Source organism: Algoriphagus sp. (genome assembly GCF_039969895.1).
In the GTDB taxonomy this organism is placed as follows: Bacteria; Bacteroidota; Bacteroidia; order Cytophagales; family Cyclobacteriaceae; genus Algoriphagus.
Genome location: NZ_JBDVMZ010000017.1, coordinates 153,267 through 169,315, shown reverse-complemented (window position 1 = coordinate 169,315; position 16,049 = coordinate 153,267). Strand labels below are relative to the sequence as shown.

Annotated in this window: 15 protein-coding genes; 4 read left to right on the top strand and 11 right to left on the bottom strand. The window is 40.5% G+C overall.

Annotated elements, in window-relative coordinates:
• Positions 1-24: 24 nt before the first annotated feature.
• Entirely contained in the window at positions 25-1,221 is a 1,197-nt protein-coding gene (locus ABJH64_RS14460; RefSeq protein WP_348274706.1) for a 6-bladed beta-propeller, read from the top strand.
• A gap of 32 nt (positions 1,222-1,253) precedes the next feature.
• Here ABJH64_RS14460 and ABJH64_RS14455 read toward each other — a convergent pair whose 3' ends face one another.
• The gene (locus tag ABJH64_RS14455; RefSeq protein WP_348274707.1) at positions 1,254-1,793 is read right to left on the bottom strand and encodes a DUF4924 family protein; all 540 of its coding nucleotides are present in this window, start codon (positions 1,791-1,793) and stop codon (positions 1,254-1,256) included.
• A 208-nt stretch (positions 1,794-2,001) separates the two neighbouring features.
• Between ABJH64_RS14455 and lepA the strand changes: the two genes are divergently transcribed.
• Together lepA and thiL are read left to right on the top strand one after the other, a co-directional pair.
• Positions 2,002-3,789: a translation elongation factor 4 gene (lepA, locus tag ABJH64_RS14450; protein ID WP_348299352.1), complete on the top strand. Its 1,788-nt coding sequence runs from the start codon at positions 2,002-2,004 to the stop codon at positions 3,787-3,789.
• Positions 3,790-3,958: 169 nt separating this feature from the next.
• Positions 3,959-4,987, top strand: coding sequence for a thiamine-phosphate kinase (gene thiL, locus ABJH64_RS14445; RefSeq protein WP_348275688.1), 1,029 nt, complete (start codon positions 3,959-3,961; stop codon positions 4,985-4,987).
• A gap of 371 nt (positions 4,988-5,358) precedes the next feature.
• Here thiL and ABJH64_RS14440 read toward each other — a convergent pair whose 3' ends face one another.
• From ABJH64_RS14440 to ABJH64_RS14400, 9 genes are all read right to left on the bottom strand, one after another.
• Positions 5,359-6,516, bottom strand: a complete 1,158-nt coding sequence (locus tag ABJH64_RS14440; RefSeq protein WP_348275689.1) for a DUF4221 family protein — start codon at positions 6,514-6,516, stop codon at positions 5,359-5,361.
• 477 nt (positions 6,517-6,993) lie between these two features.
• Positions 6,994-7,824, bottom strand: a complete 831-nt coding sequence (gene tsf, locus ABJH64_RS14435) for a translation elongation factor Ts (protein ID WP_348275690.1) — start codon at positions 7,822-7,824, stop codon at positions 6,994-6,996.
• Positions 7,825-8,032: 208 nt separating this feature from the next.
• Positions 8,033-8,797 (bottom strand): 30S ribosomal protein S2, encoded by a 765-nt coding sequence (gene rpsB, locus ABJH64_RS14430; protein WP_348275691.1) that lies wholly within the window; start codon positions 8,795-8,797, stop codon positions 8,033-8,035.
• Between the two features lie 33 nt (positions 8,798-8,830).
• The gene (gene rpsI / locus ABJH64_RS14425) at positions 8,831-9,217 is read right to left on the bottom strand and encodes a 30S ribosomal protein S9 (protein WP_348275692.1); all 387 of its coding nucleotides are present in this window, start codon (positions 9,215-9,217) and stop codon (positions 8,831-8,833) included.
• A gap of 9 nt (positions 9,218-9,226) precedes the next feature.
• Positions 9,227-9,670: a 50S ribosomal protein L13 gene (rplM, locus tag ABJH64_RS14420; RefSeq protein ID WP_348275693.1), complete on the bottom strand. Its 444-nt coding sequence runs from the start codon at positions 9,668-9,670 to the stop codon at positions 9,227-9,229.
• Between the two features lie 182 nt (positions 9,671-9,852).
• Positions 9,853-10,563: a pseudouridine synthase gene (locus ABJH64_RS14415; protein ID WP_348275694.1), complete on the bottom strand. Its 711-nt coding sequence runs from the start codon at positions 10,561-10,563 to the stop codon at positions 9,853-9,855.
• A gap of 100 nt (positions 10,564-10,663) precedes the next feature.
• The gene (locus tag ABJH64_RS14410; protein WP_348275695.1) at positions 10,664-11,716 is read right to left on the bottom strand and encodes an ATP-binding protein; all 1,053 of its coding nucleotides are present in this window, start codon (positions 11,714-11,716) and stop codon (positions 10,664-10,666) included.
• Between the two features lie 3 nt (positions 11,717-11,719).
• On the bottom strand, positions 11,720-12,409 hold the full coding sequence (locus tag ABJH64_RS14405) for a response regulator transcription factor (RefSeq protein ID WP_348275696.1): 690 nt from the start codon (positions 12,407-12,409) through the stop codon (positions 11,720-11,722).
• A 151-nt stretch (positions 12,410-12,560) separates the two neighbouring features.
• The gene (locus ABJH64_RS14400) at positions 12,561-13,352 is read right to left on the bottom strand and encodes a DUF3108 domain-containing protein (protein WP_348275697.1); all 792 of its coding nucleotides are present in this window, start codon (positions 13,350-13,352) and stop codon (positions 12,561-12,563) included.
• 179 nt (positions 13,353-13,531) lie between these two features.
• On the opposite strand from ABJH64_RS14400, the gene recA reads away from it, so the two are divergent.
• Positions 13,532-14,563 (top strand): recombinase RecA, encoded by a 1,032-nt coding sequence (recA, locus tag ABJH64_RS14395; RefSeq protein WP_348275698.1) that lies wholly within the window; start codon positions 13,532-13,534, stop codon positions 14,561-14,563.
• A 77-nt stretch (positions 14,564-14,640) separates the two neighbouring features.
• Here the strand turns inward: recA and ABJH64_RS14390 are convergent, their stop codons facing one another.
• Positions 14,641-15,888 (bottom strand): ABC transporter permease, encoded by a 1,248-nt coding sequence (locus tag ABJH64_RS14390; RefSeq protein ID WP_348275699.1) that lies wholly within the window; start codon positions 15,886-15,888, stop codon positions 14,641-14,643.
• Positions 15,889-16,049 lie beyond the last annotated feature (161 nt).

Genomic DNA, 16,049 nt, shown 5'->3' with positions numbered 1-16,049 from the left:
TAAATTGACTATAATAAACTATTTGTGAGTATAATTAAAACTAATTACCCTGTGTTATTGAGGAAAGTTCTTATCGCGATCCCCTTAATATTATTTTCATGTTCAGAAAAAAAGGAAAGTGAAGTAAATGATATTGAAGGATCTCTGAAAGTTCTTTCTATAGATGATCCTAATAGCTTCGAGGAAGCTAACTTTCTGGAAATATTTAAATTGATTGGGGTTAATGAATTAGAATTCAAGTCTGATTTTTATTTGGGCGAGGTGAGCAAGATAGCACTTTCAAAAGGTGATTTTATTGTGCTGGATGAAAAATTGGAAGATTTAATTAGATTCACTTCTGAAGGTAAAGTCCTTAATAGAATATGCAAGAAAGGAGATGGCCCTACAGAAATGCCTGCGATTTCAGATTTTGCTTTTGATCCTGATAAAGATGAAATCTACGTGATTAGCCCTGGTAATATGCAGGTTAAGATTTTTAAACCTGATGGGACATTTGTGAGAAACTTTAAAATTGAAAGCCAAGCAGATCATATTACTATACTAGGCAATAAGCCGGTTTTGACCCTTACCTACTTCAATCCTTACTACAAATATTTAAGTATTTTAGATCAAGCTGGAGACACCTTAAAAACAGCATTCCCTTTCCCGAAAGAGACTTTCCCTATTGGTCTTCAATATATATCTGGAAATTTGACGAAATCAAATACCGACGGTGTCTTGGTGAATGAGCCAGCCTCATCAATTGTGTATCACTTGGATGCTGAAATGAATTTGAAGCCTAGATATAAATTTGTGGCTGCTGACGATTTTTGGCCAGAAAAAGATCGTCATGAATTGAATGCCTATTTCGAAAAGCTTTCAACAGGTGAACTTTCTTTTTTGTCGAAATATTACGAGGAAAGTGAATCGTATTTTTTCTTTAACCTCAATGCCAAAAAGAAGGGTGGAAGACTATATGTAGTAGATCCCAGAATGGGTTATTACAATATAAAAACAGGTAAAGGCTACCTGAGCAACAGTGAGAAGTTTTTAATGAATTTGAAAGGACCTATAGCTACTGATGGTGACTCTTTCTACGCTTATATTTCAAAGTTGAAATTATCAGAACTTATAGCTTCTGACGAAAAATGGAAGGGATTGATGGCTGAATTTCCTGAGATTAAGATTATGGAAAAGGGCGATTATGATACACCAGTTTTGCTAAAATTTGCAGTAAATTAATTATCAGCTTTTCCAATCTTCCAATCCAGTCCTCAATTCTTCGAAATCGTATTCTTCACCTTATAATGATAGCTCAAGGTGCTGAGAATATCGCCATAAGCTTCTGCTGACTTTAGCTGCTCATCAGATACTTTTCTTCCCAGAAGTCGGCAAAGCAATAAGCCATAAACACCATTGAGGCAGATTTGAATTTCATTTCCCAGGTCTTCACCATCTGCTTGCATCACTGCGTCGATGATAAATGGTTTGGCTTTGCTATAGGCTTCAAAGTACTTAGGATCGATTTTGAGTTGATTCCAATGAATTTGAGCTAGGTCTGCAACCAAGGAATTCAATTCTTCCAAATGACCTTTTTCCAGAATATTCTGAGCTTCCATCTTATCCAGAAGTGCCAAATACCAATCAGCTATTTCAGTTTTGTCCTCTTCTGACACCGGGTATTTCTCCACGATGAAGGTATTGATTTCCTCCCGATTACCCTGATAGGATCGGATCAGATCTTCCATTTGGTACATGTAAATAATGTATTCGGCGATGTTATTGGATTTTTTGTTTTCGGCTACTGACTGCATGAAATTGGTGTTTGGAGACGCAAATGTAGGGATTACTGCGTCATTGCGAGAAGTGAGGAACGAACGACGCAGCAATCTTTCAAGTAAACGAGATTGCTTCGGTCGTGCCTCCCTCGCAATGACGCCCGTTGACGCCTGAATTTGAACATTGAAACCTGATCTTACTCTTATCTCCTAGTTATTTACTATTTTTGCGCCCGAAATGGATATGAAAAAAATAAGGAATTTCTGTATCATCGCCCACATTGATCATGGGAAGAGTACACTCGCAGATCGCTTGCTGCAGGAAACGCAGACAGTTGCAGACAGAGATATGCAGAATCAGTTGTTGGACAATATGGATCTGGAGCGCGAGCGTGGAATCACGATCAAGTCTCATGCGATCCAAATGAAATACATGCATGAGGGCGAGGAATATATTCTCAACCTGATAGATACCCCCGGTCACGTGGATTTTTCCTATGAGGTTTCTAGGTCCATTGCAGCCTGCGAAGGTGCATTGCTGATTGTGGATGCTTCTCAAGGGATCGAGGCACAGACCATTTCCAACCTTTACTTAGCCCTAGGCCATGATCTGGAAATCATTCCAGTTCTCAATAAAATTGACCTTCCTGGAGCCGATCCAGAAGCGGTTGCCGATGAGGTAATTGACTTGATCGGTTGCGATAGGGAAGATATTATTTTGGCCTCCGGCAAAACAGGTATCGGTATTGACGATATCCTGAAAGCCGTTGTAAATAGAATTCCTGCTCCTAAAGGAGATCCGGATGCGCCACTTCAAGCGATGATTTTTGACTCGGTGTACAATTCCTTCCGTGGGGTTGAAGTGATTTTTAGAATTTTCAACGGTACATTCAGCAAAGGCGATAAGATCAAATTTGTCAATACCGGTAAGGAATACGAGGCGGATGAAATCGGGATTTTGGGGTTAAATCAAATTCCTCAGCAAACCATGAGTGCGGGTAACGTGGGGTACCTGATCTCTGGGGTGAAAGTCGCCAAGGAAATCAAAGTAGGTGATACCATTACCCATGTAAAGCGTCCATGCGAGGCCGCTATTCAGGGTTTCGAGAACGTAAAGCCTATGGTTTTTGCAGGTATTTACCCGGTAGAAACTACGGATTACGAGGAGCTTCGTTATTCTATGGAGAAGCTTCAGCTGAATGACGCTTCGCTCGTCTGGGAACCTGAGACTTCCATGGCTTTGGGATTTGGATTCCGCTGCGGATTCTTGGGAATGCTCCACATGGAGATTATCCAGGAGCGTTTGGAGAGAGAATTTGACATGACTGTGATCACGACTGTACCTTCGGTGCAGTTCAAAGCACTTTTGACAAACGACAAAGTCCAGTTGATCAATGCGCCTTCTGATATGCCTGATCCTTCCAAGATGAAGCACATCGAGGAGCCGTATGTGCGGGCATCGATCATCACTGCCTCAGAGTATGTGGGCGCAGTGATCACCCTCTGTATGGACAAGCGTGGACAGATCAAAAATCAAGTTTACCTAACTTCCGAGCGTGTGGAGTTGACCTTCGACATGCCGTTGGCAGAGATAGTTTTTGACTTTTTTGATAAGCTGAAGACCATTTCTAGAGGTTATGCATCTTTGGATTATGAGTTGATTGGATACCAAGTGTCTCACATGGTGAGATTGGATGTGATGCTAAACGGCGAACCAGTCGATGCACTTTCTGCGGTAGTTCACCGGGATAAAGCCTACGACTGGGGAAGGAGACTTTGTGAGAAGTTGAAAGAGTTGGTTCCACGTCAGATGTTTGAAATTGCCATCCAAGCGGCGATTGGTCAGAAGATCATAGCCAGAGAAACGGTGAAGGCGATGCGTAAAAATGTATTGGCTAAGTGTTACGGTGGTGATATTTCCCGTAAACGTAAACTTCTCGAAAAGCAGAAAAAAGGTAAGAAGAGAATGAGGCAAGTCGGCAATGTAGAAGTACCGCAGGAGGCATTTATGGCGGTGCTGAAGTTGGATTAATTGCTATCATCTGACTTTTGTCTCTTTGATAGATCATTGAAGTGGGAAAGTCAGTCCTTGTCGTCTATGAATAGTGTAGTCAGAGTTGCGTAGGGGAGAAATGTATAAGGGCTATAGAAGGATTTCTTTAGCCTTCAAGTGGAGAAGCTGAAAAGCGAGACAAAAAATTATGTCAGAAAAGAGAACAGAAATAAGCGATTTGGGTGAGTTCGGTTTGATCGATCATCTGAGTGAGCAAGTTATTATTAAAAATCCAAGTACACTTAAAGGCATTGGAGACGACGCTGCAGTCATAGAAGCAGGGGAATTAGTGAAAGTCGTGACCACTGATTTATTGGTTGAAGGCGTTCATTTTGATTTGTCTTATGCTCCTTTGCCACACTTAGGTTTCAAGGCTATTGCTGTGAATGTATCCGATGTGGCTGCGATGAATGCGATTCCAAAGCAGATCACTGTGAGCATCGCGCTATCCAACCGATTCTCTGTGGAGGCCATTGATGCGCTGTACGAAGGAATCCACGCGGCTTGTGAACATTACGGAGTGGATTTGATTGGTGGTGATACTACGGCTTCTCGAAGTGGATTGGTAATCTCTGTAACTGCCATAGGCGAGGCTAAGCCTGAGCAGATTACTTATAGATCTGGCGCCAAAGAAAATGATATTATCTGTGTAACGGGTGATTTGGGAGCTGCTTTAGTTGGTTTGCAGGTATTGGAGCGTGAGAAGGAGGTGTTTCTTGCCAATCCGGATATGAAGCCTGATTTAGGTAAATATACGATTGTTACCGCGCGTCAATTGAAGCCCGATGCTCGGGTGGATATCATTCATGAATTTCGCGAAATGGAAGTAATACCGACAAGTATGATGGATATCTCTGATGGTTTGGCTTCCGAGATTTTTCATATCTGCAAAGCTTCAGGAGTTGGAGCGACTATTTATGAAGATAAGCTGCCAATCGATAAGCAAACTTTTGATACGGCTGTGGAGCTGAATCTTGATCCTATCACCTGCGTGATGAATGGGGGAGAGGATTATGAATTGCTATTTACGATTGATCAGAAGGACTTTGCAAAGCTGGAAAAGCATCCTGATATCCACTTTATCGGCCATATCACGAAGTCAGACGAAGGAAAATTCCTCGTGACTAAAAGTGGAACTGCCGTAAAGATTAAAGCTCAGGGCTGGAAACATTTTTGATTGAAATATTATTATCTGCAATTATGCCAATAGCTTAAATTCCTCGCACAACCGGTCAGAAGACCCATGGAGGATGACCGAAGTCCCGGAAATAGGAATTTTGGCTATAGGTTAAGTCGCTTTTTGCGTTTGGATGTTTAACTTTTGGTGAGCATATTAAATTCTACCCTTTCTTAAAATCAAAAAAACCTCTTCAAAATCAATTGAAGAGGTTTTTATGATTAAAAATCTTATCAGCTTAAAGAGATTCTAACTTGTAATGACTTATTTTTTCAGCATCAACCAACCTCTCGGATCGACGATTGGCGTGCCTCTACCATTCATTAAAACGGGTACCTTACCCCGAAATACTACCTCTATTCCCTTTTTCTTTACTCTTTTATTGGAATAAATTCCAAAAGTTCAAAGGTCATTTGATCCTCTTTGTTTTGGGGATTTAATGGATGATTTATTGAAAGATAGATTCCTTCTTTAGTAATAAAATAGTCAAAAGGATGATAGTGATTTGCTTCAAATGCAGTTTCTGATTTTAAATTAAGCTCTATGTCAAATATTTGGATTGAGAAAGGGCCAGAGTGATTTCGCATATCAGAAACAGGAACAGATTCATCTTGCTCAAAAGAATGAAAAACAAATCGGATAAATACTTCTCTGTAAGGGTCATATACTAAGCTTTCGTAGTGTGGGCTGTAATAGGAATATTTTCTAAAGTCTAATCCGTCACCCTGTAGCGGGAAAAGAGGTAAAGTCTGTGGTACAAAATTGCTTTTCCCATCTTTCCATTTCAAAGAGTCACCAAATTCTGATACGTAAAATAGGCGATGGTCTCCAAAGAGAGAATATACATGTTTCGACGCACCGTGGGCTATGGAGGCTTCAAACAACTTCAATCCACCGAGCATATAATCTATTGGGAATTTGAAATCTAAAAATGAGGTTATTCCTGTTTCTAAATCTATTTCGTAAACTAACTCCTTTTTTAAAAGTTCCTCTTGAGTCATATTTTGAAGGGGACCGTAATAATGAGTTTTTACCGTCAACTTATTCCCTTGGAGAAGAGGAGGGCTGTTAAAATAAGCATTGTGGACAAATGCTGGACTGTATTTTTCAGGAGTTTGGTATTTTATCTTACTTTTTATTTTACCTGACGAATCGATCAGGGTAACTTGTGACTCCAGTTGATTGAAAAGAAAGATACTGTCTAAGCTTTGAACAAAGATTCCCATGACGTCCAATACCCCATTTGGGCCTTCGTAGTCAAACGTAACATCGGCAATTTTTCTCTTTTCATCTAAATCATAAATTTGAAAACCGTTTTCAATCCAATTGAGGCTAAAAAGCAGATTTCCTTGAGCAAAGTATGTCAATCCATCACTTAAATTTGAGGTGCTTTCATCAATTGGCAATGACAAATTTTTACCTTTATATTGAAGCTCAAAAAATTTGGCTTCCTTATGGCCAGATTCACAGGCTAAAAGCCCAAAAGTTAGAATCAGGAGGATAGTTTTATTTGTATATGAGGTATTCATTTTGCAAGTGATGTATTCATAAGGAACAATACTAAATAGAAAAGCAGGAGCTAATGCTCCTGCGGATTAAAGTTACGCTTCCTCTTCCTCTTCAGGTGGAGAACAGATTCTAGAACACCTTCCAAAGCCTTGAGGATCACAATATTTGGATGGATATGTTACATCATAATTATCGCACGGTAGCATCTCCATAGCATCTGCTGTGTCAGGAAATGCAAATAAGGCTAAACCTAGTCCCAAAAGACCAGTAAAAAAGAACTTTTTCATTGTTGTCATAAGAATAAGAGTGTTTACAATTTGAAAAACTTTTGGCCCAAAAGTGGCTAACCGATTAGTTAGATGTTACTAACATATTATTATTATTATTATTATTAAGCTAATTAATTCATGAAAAACTTTTAACAGTCTTCTTGAAAAAAAGAAAACCCTCTCAGATCGTTCCAAGAGGGTTGTTAGTACTAAGCTGATCGGAATTGATTAACCGATAGATACTCTTTTGAATGCAGAAACAGTCATTCCTTTGCTTACGCTGTCAAGGTACTGAGCGATGGTCTTGTTGTTGTCTTTCACGAAAGATTGGCTAAGGAGCGTATTCTCTTTGTAAAACTTGTTCAGTTTACCCAAAGCAATTTTCTCAAGCATTTCCTCAGGCTTACCTTCAGCTCTTGCTTGTTCTTTACCTACTTCGATTTCTCTTTCTACTACAGAAGAATCTACACCGTCTTTGTCAAGAGCTACTGGGTTCATCGCTGCAATTTGCATTGCTACGTCTTTCCCAGCTTCTTCTACGTCAGTTCCAGAAGTGTTAGTCAATCCTACCAATACACCTAATTTGCCATTAGAGTGGATGTAAGGAACAACAGTCTCAGCAGTGATCACTTCGTAATGAGAGATCTCAAGTTTTTCACCGATCTTACCTGTCATTTCAGTGATTTTCTCAGCTACTGTGATGTTTTCGAAAGGAAGGGCAAGGATTTCTTCTACAGATGTTGCACCGTTCTCTACAGCAAGATCAAGTAGTGTGTTTGCAAATGCACCGAATTCTTCATTTTTAGCAACGAAGTCAGTTTCACAAGTCAAGGTTAGCATTGTCCCTTTAGCGCCATTTTCAGTCACTTTAGTTACAGCTACACCTTCTTTGGTCTCACGATCAGCTCTTGAAGCAGATACTTTTTGACCTTTCTTTCTGAGGATGTCCACAGCTTTTTCAAAATCACCTTCTGATTCGGTAAGTGCTTTTTTGCAATCCATCATACCGGCACCGGTCATTTGTCTCAGTTTGTTTACTTCTTGTGCAGTAATTGCCATTGTATTGTCAGTTTGTATGATTAAACGATATAATTTTCTTGAAAAAACTTCTTGTTCTAAGCGAAGAACATAGAGGTTTTGTATTTGGAAATGGGCTGCATAGGTTTGAATCAAGTGATTCAGGTGCCAGATGCAGGTAAAACAAAAAAATTGAACATAGGCCGAAACCAGATGTTCAATTTTTAATTTATTTCAATCAAGTAGTGGATTAATCTTTTGTTTCAGCAGCGTCCACAGCTTTTTTCGCTTCTTCCTCTTCGGTAAGTTTAGCGTCTTCTTTGTCTCTCTTACGTTCTGAAAGACCCTCTTCGATAGCTGCGCCGAAAGCTTTAACTAGTAAAGATACGGACTTGAAAGCATCGTCATTAGCAGGGATAGGGAAGTCCACCTCGTTCGGGTTGGAGTTCGTATCTACTAATGCGAAAACAGGGATACCAAGCTTTTTTGCTTCAGCAATTGCAATGTGTTCTCTTTTGATGTCCACGATAAAAAGTGCAGCAGGTAGTCTGCTCAAGTCAGCGATACCGCCAAGAACATCTTCCATTTTGTCCTTCTGACGGGAAACCATCAAACGCTCTTTTTTCGCAAGGTTCTTATAAGCTTCCTCCTTCATCAATTTGTCCAAGCCAGACATTTTCTTTAATGATTTACGGATAGTCGCGAAGTTAGTCATCATTCCACCTAACCATCTTTCGGTTACGTAAGGCATGTTAAGTCTCTTTGCTTCTGTAGCTACAAGATCTTTCGCTTGCTTCTTAGTAGCAACGAACATCACTTTTTTGCCTGAGCGTACGATTTGCTTGATTGCGTTAGATGCTTCGTCGAGGCATACAAGCGTTTTGTTAAGGTCGATGATGTGGATGCCATTTTTCTCCATGAAAATGTATGGAGACATTCTTGGATCCCACTTTCTCGTCAAGTGTCCAAAATGAACACCAGCATCTAGTAAGTCTTTATATTCTAATTTTGCCATAATATAAGTTGTATATTCTGAAGTAAATCCAGATTAACGTTTTGAGAACTGGAATTTTCTTCTTGCTTTTCTACGTCCTGGCTTCTTACGTTCCACCATTCTAGGGTCACGGGTAAGGAAGCCTTCTTTTTTCAATGCTGGTCTGTGCTCAGCATCGAATTCGCACAATGCACGAGAGATAGCCATACGAGCTGCCTCTGCCTGACCTGTACTTCCACCACCATCTACATTGATCTTGATGTCATAGTTGCCATCTACACCTACTAGTGTCAATGGTTGCTTTACAACGATCTGGTGAAGTTCAAAAGGGAAGTGTACTTCTAGAGATCTGTTGTTAACGGTGATTTCACCTTTTCCTGGAGACATGTAAATTCTGGCTACAGAGGTTTTTCTTCTACCGATTTTGTTGATCATTTCCATAATAGACGATTAAAGGTTGATGGCTTTAGGCTGTTGTGCTGCATGTGGATGCTCAGATCCTTCATACACGTACAAATTGCCGTATAATTTTCTTCCCAATCTGTTCTTAGGCAACATGCCTCGTACAGCTTTCTCGATCAAGATGGTAGAAGATCTCTCTTTCAACAATCTTGGCGTAGAGATACGCTGTCCTCCTGGATAACCTGTGTGTCTCACATAAACTTTGGAGTCCCACTTGTCACCAGTTAGTCTGATTTTGTCTGTGTTGATTACGATGACGTTGTCACCACAATCTGCGTGAGGAGTGAAGCTTGGCTTCGTCTTACCTCTTAAGATTTTTGCTACCTCACTAGCCAATCTACCTAAAACTGCAGCCTGGGCATCCACTATCACCCATTGCTTTTCTACAGTTGCGGCATTGGCTGATACGGTCTTATAGCTCAAAGTATCCACTGTGTAACTGTTTAATATTTAGCTTGTTAAATTTATTTCACCCTCAAAAAGGGACACAAAGATAGGAGTATTTTGTTTTTGATGCAAAATTTTTCCAATACTAAGTCCTAATTTTCACAGGCTTAGCGTTTTACTACCAATCTTAACTGCTCGTTTTTCGCTCTTTTTTCGATGTAAACTTCTTAGCTGGTTTTCTCTAGCTGATTCACCAAAACCTTGAAATCTTTCGGATAGGGGGCTTTTATGAACAATTCTGCTCCATCCAAACCCTGAAACCCAATCGAATATGCATGAAGCGAAACCCGTTGCATAATCGGTAATTCTTCTGTCTCTTTTTTTAAATTGAAGCGACGCTTGATAGAAGATAGGTATAGAGGGTTACCACCATATAAGATGTCACCACAGATGGGTGACTTCAGGTAAGCCAAATGAACCCTGATCTGATGCAGTCTCCCAGTGATGGGTTTGCACTCGACCAGCGTATGTGCGTAGTAGGTCTTCAATGTATTGAATACTGTCTGCGCGGGCTTGCCGTCTTTACTTACCTTGGCGATTCCTTTGTTGCTGGCTGAGAGATTGCGGTCCACCAGCTCATCGCTGAATTCCTTGATCCCTTCCACCACTGCATGATAGATTTTAGTCACTTTCCTGCTTTCAAACTGCATAGCCAAATGCCTGTAGGCCGTTGGATTCTTGGCAATCACTAGACATCCTGAAGTTTCCTTATCCAATCTATGGCACAGTTGGGAATCGGGTGTGTGTGCCTTGGCTAAGTCTAGGATGTTCTGCGCTTCGTGCCTGTCGTCTAAGCTTGACAGGTACGGCGGTTTATTGATTACCAGGTAATCCTCGTTTTCAAACAGAATAAGATTGTCAAAATCTACTTTCTTCATGGATTCTCCTGCCTCTTCAATTGAGGCTGCAAAAGTAGGGAAAAAAGGATGGGTAAAAAACTTCCTGTGATTTATTCTTAGTGAGTTAGCACTTTTATCTCTACTCCGTTAATTCGTTTTTCACCAAAGGCAAATAAAAACTGAAAATAGACCCTTTGCCCACAGTTGAACTTACGGATATCCTGCTTTTATGGCCTTCCAGAATATGCTTCACAATAGCTAGTCCTAAACCTGTGCCGCCTTCTTTTTTATTTCTACTTTTCTCCACCCGATAGAATCGCTCAAAAATTCGCTTCAAATCCTCCGGTGGGATTCCGGGGCCATCATCGGTTACATCTACTTGGATGGTATTTTTATGTGTTTTTAATAACACCTGCACCTCGCCGCCATTGTGATTGTACTTCATGGCATTAAAGATCAGATTTTGGCACACTCGGTATATTTTTTGGCGATCCCCATTTGTCCAGTAGGTTTTCCCATCCTCCACTTCAAACTTAACCTGGATGTCACGTTTGGATGCTTTATGCTCCAGCTCCTCTATCACTTCTTCGATGAGTTCCCTTAGATCAAATTCAGAAAAGGTGAATTTGATCACGCCACTTTCCATTTGGTTCAGTGTGAGGAGATCTTGGACAAGGATATCGAGGGAGTCTAGGCTTTTTGCAGCGCGCTTTAGAAAGCGCATCCGAACCTGTTTGTCGTCTATCGCTCCGTCTAATAGGGTGTGAATGTAGCCTTGAGTAGCAAAAATCGGGGTTTTTAACTCATGAGAAATATCAGCGATAAATTCCCGTCGGAATTCAGCATTTTTCTGAAGGGTATCAATTTCCTTTTGGCGTGCAATCGCATAGGAGTTGATGACCTTGTTGATTTTGCGAAGCGGGGAGATTGATCCTTTTATTCCTTTTTCATTGATCTCTGAAAGATCTTTTCGCTGGATCTTCTCCAAAAGAGAATAGATGTCTCCGATTTCTTTGAAAATCAGAAATTCCAGGGTAAAGGAAATAAGTAAATAGGCGGATGAAAAAGACACTCCCCAAGCTACCAGCAGAATCAATAAGCCTGCTCCATCCATCAACGATAAAAATGCCGTAACTAAAGCTGAGATGGCTAAAGCCAGAATCAAGGATATTCCTCTGGAGGTACTGAACATGTATTAGCCTAATTCGAATTTGTATCCTACACCCTTCACAGTAGTGATGTAGTCTTCGCCGATTTTCTCGCGGACTTTTCTGATGTGCACATCCACCGTGCGAGCCAATACAAACACATCTGTACCCCAGATATTTTGGAGAAGTTCATCTCTACTGAAAACTATATTAGGGCTTTTGGCTAGGAAAAACAATAGTTCAAATTCCTTCTTTGGCAGCGTGATAGTTTTGCCTCCCTGATCTATGGTGTAGCTTCCTCGGTCGATGGTCAAGTCCTTAATTTTGACCTGGCTTTGGTCCTGTTCTTTTTTGGATTCGCGTCTGAAAAGTGCAGAAATCCTGCTCATCAATGCTCTTGGCTTGATCGGTTTGGTGATATAATCATCGGCTCCTACATCAAATGCTGCCACTTCAGAGTACTCCTCCATGCGTGCAGTGAGAAATATAATGAAGGTGTTTTTGAGCTCAGGAATCTGACGGATCTGTAGGCAAGTTTCAACCCCGTCCTGATTAGGCATCATAATGTCCAATAGAATCACGTCGGGTAAAAATTTTGAAGCTTTTTTTACAGCTTTTATTCCATCCTCAGCAGTGGCTACTTCATAGCCTTCTTTTTCGAGGTTGTATTTCAGTATTTCAACAATATCAGGTTCGTCATCAACTACCAGAACTTTGATTTTCTGTTTTTCGCTCATCAGTGATTTCTTAATGTTTGTTTTAAAATTAAGAAATATTTGAAGATTGGTGCCAAATAAATGATTGCAGGAGGATGGCTATAAGTCGGGGCGGGGTAGATTCTTTGGTGGTGTTAGCGCTGTGTTATCACAATGTTACGCGTTTTTACCCTTAGTTGTTTTTTAGACCTTTGGCAGAAATGATGTCTAAATTTAAGGACCCGATGAAGAGATTTGCTTTGATTTTTACAGGGATTTTGTTCTGATCCTTTGTGACCCAGACTTTCACAGGGAACTCACCCCTGAAAAGTTTATTCTTGGGAAGTTGAGGAGAGAAAATGTAGGTTTCTTTCTTGCCGAGATTAGTGTCGAGGGTTTCTGTACCTTCGTAGATTAACTTTATGTTATATATTTCTTTATCAAAAAATCCACGAATTAAAATCTCCTCTCCAGGTTTCAATCCTCGTAGATCTTGGGTTCTCAAATAGTAAAAACCGCTCACCAGATCCTGTACTTGCCCGGGTAAATCGAAGTCTTTGGTGTCTTTTATGTTTTTATTCTCTTTGTCGAAAAGCTTCATAGTGGCTTTTCTGTTTTTTTGATCAAAGTGAACGTATTCGTGCTTGCGGTATTTTCCTTCCTCAATATGCCTGTAGGACAAGGAAGGTAGATTGGTTTCTACGTCTAAGTAGGTACCCCAATTGTCATTTACCTTACCAAAAATAGTAGCAGCCCCTTTTGTTTTCCCATACACATCTATTTTATAGTGGGGTCTGTTATTTTGATCTTGGGCTCTTTTGGATACCTGCATTTTTGCGTCAGCAAGATTGAGCCATCCGTAGGATACTTCAAATGATAATTCCTCGCCAAAAGTAAAGGGTACTTGGTTGTATGCCTCCTGAGCTTGAAGACATGAGTGGATGAAGAAAAATAAGAATAGAAGTGATCCGAAGATTCTTTTCATAAATTTTAATGACAATACCTGACGAAAAGGGCGGTATTCTATAGGTATTACGAAAAAACGTGCCGAAAGGCGATTAAAATTACGAATTTGGCTTTCCAAAACAATAGTAGGTGCTGTCTTGCTTATAGACTACCGTTTAATTACTTTCATATAACTATAGAATCTAACAAAATAAAAGCATGAGTAATAACGCTGAAAAACTAAAAGCACTGCAACTGACGATCGACAAGTTGGAGAAGACATACGGTAAAGGAACCGTGATGAAGCTGAGCGATAATAAGGTGCAGGATATTCCAGCTATTTCCACCGGCTCATTAGGGTTGGATATTGCTTTGGGAGTTGGGGGCATCCCGAGAGGTCGTGTGATCGAGATATATGGTCCAGAATCCTCAGGTAAAACCACGCTGACGATGCATTGCATCGCTGAGGCGCAGAAAGCAGGAGGTTTGGCCGCTTTTATTGACGCAGAGCACGCTTTCGATAAGACCTATGCGGAGAAGTTGGGCATAGATACAGAGAATCTTCTCATCTCCCAGCCTGATAATGGAGAGCAAGCACTTGAGATTGCTGAGCACTTGATCAGATCAGGAGCAATTGACATTATAGTGATTGATTCGGTGGCTGCTTTGGTGCCAAAAGGTGAGTTAGAAGGCGATATGGGCGATAGCAAAATGGGTCTTCAAGCTCGATTGATGTCTCAGGCGCTGAGAAAGCTTACAGGAGCCATCAATAAGACGGGATGTTCTTGTATTTTCATCAATCAACTTCGTGAGAAGATCGGAGTGATGTTCGGTAATCCTGAGACCACCACTGGCGGTAACGCGTTGAAATTTTACGCTTCAGTTCGTCTGGATATCCGTAGAATTGGTCAGATCAAAGAGAGTGCTGATAATATCTTAGGAAATCGAACCAAGGTAAAAGTGGTGAAAAATAAAGTAGCACCTCCATTCAAAGTTGTTGAATTTGACATCATGTATGGGCAAGGAATATCCAAGGTGGGGGAAATCATTGACCTAGGTGTAGAACTAGATATCATTAAAAAGGCTGGTTCTTGGTTCTCGTATAATGGAGAGAAGCTAGGACAGGGACGAGAAGCTGTGAAAACTTTACTTCTAGACAATCCTGAGTTGATGGAAGAACTAGAGGTGAAAATCAAAGCAGCGTCTGGATTGTCTTCCAAAGGTGCGAAGGTAGAAGAGGAAAGCGAATAAGTTTATCGAGTGAATATCTACGAAAAGAGGTTGCCCATCCATTGGGCAACCTCTTTTTTTTACTAAAAATGAAAGGATTAATTTGTTCGAATTGCTTCTACTGGATCCATTCTTGCCGCCAGGGTTGCTGGAACAATTCCAGAGACCACTCCAATAATGGTAGATACACCTAGTCCGAGCATGATATTGCTAAAGGAAAGCACGATCTCTAAGGAACCTAATTCTATAAAGGTTAAGAAGAAAACGATGATAATGCCCGTTATTCCACCGATCAAGCTTAGACAGATTGATTCGAAAAGGAATTGAAATAAGATAAAGTAATTCTTTGCACCTAATGACTTTTGAATTCCAATGATATTGGTTCGCTCACGAACAGATACAAACATGATATTAGCAATACCAAATCCACCGACAAGAATAGAAAAACCTCCAATCACCCATCCTGCAACAGAGATCACATCAAACACAGATCCGATAGCATTTTGAATAAATTCAGTTTTGTTTAGTGCAAAGTTGTCCTCTTCTCTAGGTTTTAGGCCTCTTTTGGCACGCAGAAGGCCAGTCATTTCGTTTTCTAATGCCACTAGGCCAATATCTGACTCCATGCCTTTCACAGCGATAGTTGGTTCTAAGCCTTTTCTTCCAGTATTATACATTTTTCCAAATGCGCCATAAGGAATCAAACATGCTTCATCTTTGGAAGGAGCATCAAAGAGACCTTCGCCTTCTTCTTCAAAAACGCCTATTACTACGAACTTCATCCCTTTGATTTTAATTTGCTTCCCTATTACAGTTTGCATGGGATATAGCGTATTGGCTATTTCTCTACCTATGATAGCAAGGTTTCGAGATGCTTTTATTTCGGATTGAGTGAAGAAGCGGCCCTCTTCAATCGCGACATCATACACATCCTGATACGAATACATTACGCCTGTCAAAGCCATTCCTTGATAGGCATTGCTGCCAGCTTTCACTAGGGTGTTTGAGGAAGCAGAGATAGTCACTCCTTCCGCAGTAGTCAGTCGCTGCTGTAGGAATTCATATTCCTCCACTGTGCCGGGAGGTCTTTGAAAATATTTCCACCAAGGGAAGTTTGAAGGGCCTTCTTGAAAAGGAAACCGGTCCACGCGCATCACGTTGGTGCCCAGAAATGAAAAGGATGATCTGATATTTGCCTCTAGCGAATCTACTAGAGTAAATACCGCGATGATTGCGAAAATGCCCACTGTTACCCCCAAAAGGGACAGAATGGTTCGGGTGAGACTAGTCTTTAGTGCCGATACTGCGAAGCGAAAACTTTCCCATGAGAGTTTAAGAAATAGCATGTGACTTTAGTTGGTTTAAAACAATTCGTCAAGTTAGCGGTAATTACCTGATATTGTTAGTATCTTTGCTTTTTTTAGAGTAATTCTAAATCTCTCAAGACATCTAAAACTTATCTATGAAATCAAGCATGTCGAATACGACAACTACTGGTATGAATATC